Here is a 7740-nt window from a genome sequence, read left to right as displayed (position 1 = left end):
ATAACGATAATGTTAGACCTTATACATTAGAATTTATTGATATTTCTATTATTAATGAAATTACCCAATCAGAAGTAATTGATAGAAGATTAAATAATGGAACTATTACTCATATTGATGCAATTCATAAACAAGATAAGGTGACAAATAAAAAAGCACGAATGATGTTTGAAGAAATTAAAACAGAACAAAAAGAACAACTACAACAAGAAATGAGTTATATTGATGATGAAGAAAATCAAACAAGAGAAGAAGATATTAAAGGAGATATACAATAATGCAAGTACCGAATATTAATAGTATTTTTAAAAACTTAAATGAAATAATAATGGATAATAGTGTTCGTTCTGATTTAACTAAATTAGATATTGATATTAAAAGTAATTATTTCTTTTTTCCATTTATTATTAAAACTGGCTTAGTAAATATTACTGATAAAGGTTTTCAACCTAATAATGGAGTACCACAAAACTTTACTCAAATGTCGCAAATATTTACTGGTAAAGAGGGAATTATAGCACAATGAAAAAATGCAATTAAAATTAGATCTAGACATATCCCTGATATTTGAAATTATGATTTTTTCCAAAAAGAAAAAGAATGATTTACTTATTCTATTGATGATTTTAAAAAAGTTTAACAGATAAAATTAGTTATTTATATATTACTAGTACCGAAAAAACTTATTTGTGAGATGCAACAAAACAAGTTTTTATTAATAAAGAAGAACCTGAGAATAATTATCCAGTTAATGATATTTGAGAAAAAATTAATAACGAAAATGGTTTTAATGTTTATGTTATTAATTTACAAAAAATTAATAAAGCATTAGATAATTTTGCTATTAAAAGAAAATTTAAAGGTGATGGTTATAAGTGTCATATTGTTAATATTAATGATACTGTTGAGTTTTCTAAATTAGGTGGTGAAGAATATTTTGGAGAATATAACGCTTGATATCTTGATCGTACAATTACAATTGAAACTACTTATAATTTTCAAAGAGAAGATTTTTTAAGATTTTATTTAGTTCCTTTACAATCTGATAAAGAAGATGTTGATGATAATTTATTAATGTTTATTTCAAATGCTCAACCAAAATATAATGATTTAAATGAATTAGTATATTGAGTTATTACTTTTAGTTATGTTAAAGATTATATTAATACTACTGGGCAAACTATTCAGCAATTCGTACAATTTTCAGCAGCAGGTGAAGGTTATGTTATACCTAAAATAATATGAGATGATTTAGGTATTCCCAAAGATTATGAAATTAATGAAAAATTTACTGGTGATAATGGAATTAAAAGTATTCAATTAACATTATTAGGTAATAATGGCTTTACTGCACCAGTTATTTTTGGTCGACCTATTGAAAATTTAGGCAAATGAAATGAAAAAGTATATCCACAACGAAGATTATTTATTGATGATTTAAAAATGCCAGTTGCCGATAGTTTAACAAAATCTTCAAAGCCTTTAACTACTTATTTATTAACTAATGGGATACCTGCTGTAAATGGACAATATGATAATTGATTAAAAAGAAAACAAGGTCAATCTAACCAAGAGATTAAAAAGAATTATGAGGGATACTTAAATACTGATAGAAAATTAACACAAGCAACTAACCCAAACAATTTAACAGTTAAAGATGTTGCTTTAAATTATAAAGGTAATAAGGTTATTAAAGATTTTGATGTACGAGCAAATGGTTATTTTAAATATAATGTTGATATAGGATATAACACAATTAACCCAAGTAAAAATCGTGGTCAATTAAAAGATATGTTAAATTTATTTAGTGTTATGGTTAATCATATTATTTCATTACCAATAGATATAACAGAAAGTATTGCATGAACACAGCGTGATATTCCTATTGTTGGGAAATTTTTAAATGCAATAAGCTTAGGGATTCCGATTTATTGAAAAACAATAGATAAAAATACTAATAATTTATATCCAAATATTAAAACTGGTATTCCTTTATTTATTGGTAAAGCAAACTATACATTTTATGATGAAAGTTATTGGCCTATTGTTGAAGATAGTACTCGTCCACAAGCAAAAAATCAAGGTAATATCCCCTTAGATGTATTTAGATATAATACTCAAGATGAGGTAAATGATATAATCGGTGCTAGTGCAAGTAATACAAGTTGAGCATTTACTTTAACAGATAAAATAACAGCATCAATGTGATCTAAAAAATCAAAAAAAGAATACGGTAAAAATTATAGAATTAGTAGTGTTATGATACCGCAATCATTTAATGATGAAGATATTATTTATTTAATTAATGAAGAAAGTGTATCTTTGTCAACAATAGAAAGTGAAAATTTACTAACTGATATTGTTGGGAGTGGGCGATATATAATTGATGCAGTTGGGTTTTATAATTTGGGAAAAACTGCATGTCGTATTTATATGTTTTCCGATGATATTGATTTATATGATCCATATTCAATTATGAGTTATTTTGTTAGTTTACAAACAACAAGTTTATATAATAATTCAGTGCGTGATTGATTAACTCTTTATTCTCTTAGTTATTTAGACCAATATATTGATGATGATATAATACACGATTGACCTGTTAAATTACCTGATCCACCACCAAGTATTAATTTTTATCCAGTACAAATTAATTTAAGTAAAGCAGATAGTAAACTAGATGTTTCTGCTCAAGATAATGGTCAAGGTGGAACAAGAGACCAAAAATACCATAATCAAGACATTTTATTATTTGATTTTGAAACATTTGGAGCAACTAATTGACAACAAGTTCAAGATAGTTATGATAGTTTTAGTTTTCAAAATGCAGGTAATATAATTTTTGAAGCAAATAGTATTGATCCAGAATTTAATTGAAAAAAAAGACTAGAAACAAAAATTAATATTAAAATTGAAAATATTAATGAAAGTGGATATACTATTTTTAATAATTTAGAAGAATATCAATATCCATTTAGACAAAACGATGATGGTTATCATTTTAAAACACAAATTGTATTTTACAATGAGGGTGTTAAATTAAAAATGAGTGTTAATTATGAATTGCTTATAAAAGGTAAATTAGCATTTCCAACAAATAGAACAGTAAATTCACATTTTTTAATTAAAACCATACATGCGTCTAATATCAATTTAAAACAAAAATAGGGATAAAACCCTATTTTTTATGATTATTTTAAACAATAATATTCCCATTATCATCTATTTTTGGTATGTCATTATTTGTTGGTTCATTATCACCCAATCATTGATAAACATTTTTGAAGTATTTCCCTTTATCTTGTCCTCATGTATAAGGGAATTTTTTATCATCTTTTTTAATAAAAATAACCAAACCCGAATAATTATTGCTTCCTTTTGCTAAATCAACTTCATAGTCATTTGAACTATATATAGTTTTAGTTTTATTGTTATTTTGGAATTTAATAATATTTCATTCAGGACTATCTCCTTTTACAATAACAAAATATCATTTATCATCATCATTATGAAATGGTCTATCTGAAGAACAAATTTCTTTTAAATTACCAATAATTTTATTTTCACATTTTGGTTCTTCACCACAACTAACTAAACTTGTTGTACTTGTTCCTACTAAACTAATTGTTCCTAAAATACTTAACATTTTTTTCATATATACCAACCCTCTTTCTGGTCACATTATATATATATANANATATATATATACAAGGGTAAATTAATAAAAACTAAAAAAGTGCTCATAATAAGCACTTTTGTTGATATTTTGATAAATAATTATTCATAAAAAAGATTACTACAAATATTTTAAAAGAAGGATAAGTAATTTATTAAATTAAATAAATTACTTAGATAAATTATATTATTTTTTTATATAAAATCAATAAAAAATATTATTTCAACACTTTTTAATTAAATTGTTGATTATTTTTATGGTGATGTTAAGATGGTGTCGTAAAAATTAAGAAAGGAAGATAAAATATGAATTATGAAATCTTAGTTGGTATTGGTGTTGGTGCTTGTTTTGTAGGTATTTTAGGTTATAAAGGATTGGAACTTTTAATTAAAAAAGTAACTAAAAATAAACTTAAAGAGTCTACAAATAAACTAGTAGGACAAGAAATATTAGAAGCTATTCATTTAGGTTTAATTCAAACTGCTAATACTTTGGGTCTTGGTAATACTGAATGAGCACAAGTATTAGAAACAAATAAACCTATTAGTGAAGATGAATTTAATCAAATTGTTAAAGTACAAAGAGCCAAAAAATCAATTTCTAAAAAAGATATTAAATTATCTAATAAAACAATTAAAGTCTAAAAAAGACTTTTTTTGTTTATAATGGTGATGCAAAGAGGTGAAATTATGGCAGATATAACAAAATTAGAAAGTTTTAAATTAATAACATTAGAAGAGTTTAAAAATTGAGAGGGGTTTGATAAATTAGTAGCACAATAATGGTAAAAAACTTTATGATGATAATATTTCAAATTATTTAATTGAAGGTATTTCAAGAGCAAGTTTACAATTAGATAGTATTTGTGGTTATCGTTTAGAAACGGAATTTCCATTACTTGATCCAAATAGTGAGATTGATAAAAAACGCATTAATTATGTAAAAATTGCTTGTTGTTTACAAACTCAATATTTAATAAGAACTGGGATTGAATATTCTAGTGGTGGTGAAAATAGTAGTGATGGTGTTGCAAGTTATACATATCCTACTAATATGAAAATAGAATTTTCACCAGATGTTATTAGTTTATTAGAAAAAGCAAAGTTTTATAAATCACAAACTATAACTAAAATAAACCCTGATAATTATGGTTTTAAAAATGAATATCATACTTGATTTGGTCGCCCTGATACTAATCATAAAGATAGACCAATTATGTTAAGTGAAGCAGATGCTAAATATGTATGAAAAAATAGTATTTTTAGATCTAATACTTTGTCTATTATTCCTTGGGCAAATACTGAAAAAAGTGGTATATGACAAATTGAAGTATCACAAGAAATATTAACAAAATATATTGATAATTATATAAAAAATATTAAAGTTGATAATAAATCAATTATATATAATTCTAATAATGAGCTATGTGTTTCTTTTGATAATGATAGTATTTATGAAGAAAATGGTGTTTGAAAAGCAAAACAAGGTGGCGATACTCCAACAGAAAATAATTGAGAAGTTGTTGATACTAGTGATTTTGTATCAAATTCATCAGATGTATATAGAATAAAAGATTATGATAGTAATAATTATATTTATAATATAAGTATTTCAGACCAAGAAAATAATGCTATAAATTTAAATTTTACGACTTTTAAAAATCACCCTGTATATGAATTTTTTGTACCCAGTATTATAATTTTAAGACCAAATGGTCTTATTGAAGCGAATAAAAAATTAATGTTTATACATGTTGAAAGAAAAAAAGTAATTTAGAAAGTAAAAATATTTATTTTTAACAAAATATTTTCAGCATTTTAATAATATAATTAACTATATAAAGGAGAAAAAAATATGTTTATGTATGACAAAAATAGCAAAATTATTGTAAAAATAACAAGTATTACTCCCTATGGTGCTTTTTGTAAAACAGAAAAGGCCGATGGTTTAATCCATATTAGTGAAGTTTCAGATTACTTTGTTAAAGATATTAAAGATTTTTTTGATATTGGTGATGAAATTGAAGTTGAAATTATTAATTTTGATTCAGTTAGAAAACATCTTAAATTAAGTTATAAAAATCTTCATCCGGAATTATTAAAAAAAGATGATGATATTGAAATTCAAGAAATTAAAAAAGCTTTTCAAGATTTAAACAATCAACAAAATAAAACAGAAAATACTGAAAATATTATTAAATCAAATGAAAATGAATAAATTAATATAAAAAATAGTCATATTAATACTATTTTTTTCATTTTATTTATTTTTCTTTATTGTGTGTTATATAAAAATTAATAAGATGTTCTATTCGTTGTGAGTTGGTATATAATTCAGGTAATTCATTTCAAACTTTTTCTTGTTTTTCATTTAAGTAAACATTAATATTACGAATTAATTTTCTTTTCATAAATAATCTCCTTTAAATTAATAATGTAGTTTGAATATTACTTAATCTTTGTTTTGATAACTTATAATATTTTTCATTAATTTCTATACCAATTCAATGCCGATTTAATTGTTCACAAGCAATAGCAGTTGTTCCACTACCTAAAAAACAATCTAATACAGTATCACCAACTTTACTATGTTTATTAATTTGTAATTTAATTAAATTAATATCTTTAACAGTAGGGTGTTTAATAGTTCCTATAAATTGATTATTACTATTAGTAATTTGATAAACAGTTTGCATATCTTGATTTCAAACATTACTATAAGAAATTGGTTTATCATAAATATATAAACATAATTCTTTATCTTTCCGATATGAATTATTAGTTGGAGCATCATTTGTTTTTTGATAAATTATTAATTCAAACTTTAAATTATAATTTTCTATTTCAATTAAATAATCTTTTAATTGCTGTTTTGATAAATAAATTATAAAATTTGGTTTTTTAATAATTCGCATTCATTCTTTAAAATATGATGGTATATCAAAACTATCAATAAATTCACCTTGTAAAAATTCAAGTTCTCTTTTACGAATTTGATATTGAATATTAGATGTATTAGGATCATTTAATTTTTTTAAGTTATATTCAATATGTTTTTCTTTATTTTCTAATTTTTTAGCAATATCAGGATAAAGGTAAGGTGGATCAGTTAATATTAGATCAATACTTTTATCAGGTATTGTTTTTAATATTTCTAAACTATCACCCAAATATAATTCACCTAAATTAGTTTTCATAGTAGTTAGCTCTCACAATTAGCAATAATAATTGCATCGCGTAAATGATTACTTATTTTTTCATTATTATAAAATCAACCTTTACCATATTGATAAGTTAAATTAATATCTTTTTCAAATTCTCATATACAATTATCATTATATTTACTTAAATTTTCGATATTTTTAACAACTGATTTAGTATATTTTGGTGATACTCAATTTAAAAATGAATATACGTTGCCCAATGCTCCTAATAATCTTAATAAATCATCGCGGTCTTTTGAACCATTAGCATTTGTAAATAAACAATCTTCAATATTAATTTTTTCTTCATAATCAAACAATTTATCATTAATAAATTTATATTGTTCTTTTCAATCTTTATTTATAAATTCTTGTTTATCTATTAATTTATTATCTTTATAAACAACAATAGCAGTAGTACCAGTTCCTGATGGATCAATACCTATTTTTATCAATTTGCTCATTCCTCATCGTTGTTATTATTAACTGCTGGTACTACATTTGAAATATCTTCTTCTTTAACTACATTATCGTTTGTGTCCGCTATTTCTGTATAAGATGGGGTATTTATATTATTTGATATGGGTTCATCGCTAATCTGCCCCCGATTTTTGGCGACATTACTATCATTATCAATATAAATCTTTTCATCATTAGTTGTAATAACTGCCTGATCTGATTTATAAGCTTGTTGTAATTCAACTGACATAATACCTCATTTTCTTAATAAACTAGTTAATACTGTTTTAAGAGCCATTTCATCAAAACTAGCAATATAAAATGATTTATTTTTAGCATAAGTTTTAGAATATTTCATAAAATGATTTTCCATTTGCTCTCTTGTCATATATAAAGTTTWTWT

11 protein-coding genes are annotated in these 7740 nt (G+C 23.5%); 6 read left to right on the top strand and 5 right to left on the bottom strand.

Going from position 1 to position 7740, the window contains the following annotated elements; translation table 4 throughout:
• The 3 genes from EHV01_RS01930 to EHV01_RS01920 form a co-directional block, all read left to right on the top strand.
• Positions 1-278: hypothetical protein (locus EHV01_RS01930; RefSeq protein ID WP_422065969.1), on the top strand; the 278-nt coding region annotated here is incomplete at its 5' end.
• Complete coding sequence (locus tag EHV01_RS01925) at positions 278-640, top strand: hypothetical protein (RefSeq protein ID WP_422065968.1); 363 nt, start codon at positions 278-280, stop codon at positions 638-640. The genes EHV01_RS01930 and EHV01_RS01925, both read left to right, overlap by 1 nt.
• A gap of 47 nt (positions 641-687) precedes the next feature.
• Positions 688-3168: a hypothetical protein gene (locus tag EHV01_RS01920; protein ID WP_422065967.1), complete on the top strand. Its 2481-nt coding sequence runs from the start codon at positions 688-690 to the stop codon at positions 3166-3168.
• Between the two features lie 28 nt (positions 3169-3196).
• On the opposite strand, the gene EHV01_RS01915 is transcribed toward EHV01_RS01920, so the two are convergent.
• A complete protein-coding gene (locus EHV01_RS01915) occupies positions 3197-3655 on the bottom strand; it encodes a lipoprotein (RefSeq protein ID WP_422065966.1) in 459 nt (152 codons plus the stop codon).
• A gap of 326 nt (positions 3656-3981) precedes the next feature.
• Between EHV01_RS01915 and EHV01_RS01910 the strand changes: the two genes are divergently transcribed.
• The 3 genes from EHV01_RS01910 (at position 3982) to EHV01_RS01900 (ending at position 5893) form a co-directional block, all read left to right on the top strand.
• Positions 3982-4320, top strand: coding sequence for a hypothetical protein (locus EHV01_RS01910; RefSeq protein ID WP_422065965.1), 339 nt, complete (start codon positions 3982-3984; stop codon positions 4318-4320).
• Between the two features lie 409 nt (positions 4321-4729).
• Positions 4730-5452, top strand: a complete 723-nt coding sequence (locus EHV01_RS01905) for a hypothetical protein (RefSeq protein WP_422065964.1) — start codon at positions 4730-4732, stop codon at positions 5450-5452.
• A gap of 78 nt (positions 5453-5530) precedes the next feature.
• Positions 5531-5893, top strand: a complete 363-nt coding sequence (locus tag EHV01_RS01900; RefSeq protein WP_422065963.1) for a S1 RNA-binding domain-containing protein — start codon at positions 5531-5533, stop codon at positions 5891-5893.
• Between the two features lie 46 nt (positions 5894-5939).
• Here EHV01_RS01900 and EHV01_RS01895 read toward each other — a convergent pair whose 3' ends face one another.
• The 4 genes from EHV01_RS01895 to EHV01_RS01880 form a co-directional block, all read right to left on the bottom strand.
• Positions 5940-6086, bottom strand: a complete 147-nt coding sequence (locus EHV01_RS01895; RefSeq protein ID WP_422065962.1) for a hypothetical protein — start codon at positions 6084-6086, stop codon at positions 5940-5942.
• Positions 6087-6098: 12 nt separating this feature from the next.
• Positions 6099-6872 carry a DNA-methyltransferase gene (locus EHV01_RS01890; protein ID WP_422065961.1) on the bottom strand — a complete coding sequence of 258 codons (774 nt, stop codon included), beginning with the start codon at positions 6870-6872 and terminating at the stop codon, positions 6099-6101.
• A gap of 5 nt (positions 6873-6877) precedes the next feature.
• The gene (locus tag EHV01_RS01885; RefSeq protein WP_422065960.1) at positions 6878-7342 is read right to left on the bottom strand and encodes a hypothetical protein; all 465 of its coding nucleotides are present in this window, start codon (positions 7340-7342) and stop codon (positions 6878-6880) included.
• On the bottom strand, positions 7327-7740 hold a 414-nt coding region (locus tag EHV01_RS01880; protein WP_422065959.1), incomplete at its 5' end, for a recombinase RecT. The genes EHV01_RS01880 and EHV01_RS01885, both read right to left, overlap by 16 nt.

The organism is Spiroplasma sp. hy2 (assembly GCF_044714365.1).
Lineage (GTDB): Bacteria > Bacillota_I > Bacilli_A > Mycoplasmatales > Mycoplasmataceae > Spiroplasma > Spiroplasma phoeniceum.
Note: the sequence above shows the minus strand (reverse complement) of the source record. Positions and strands in the feature narration are given on the sequence as shown.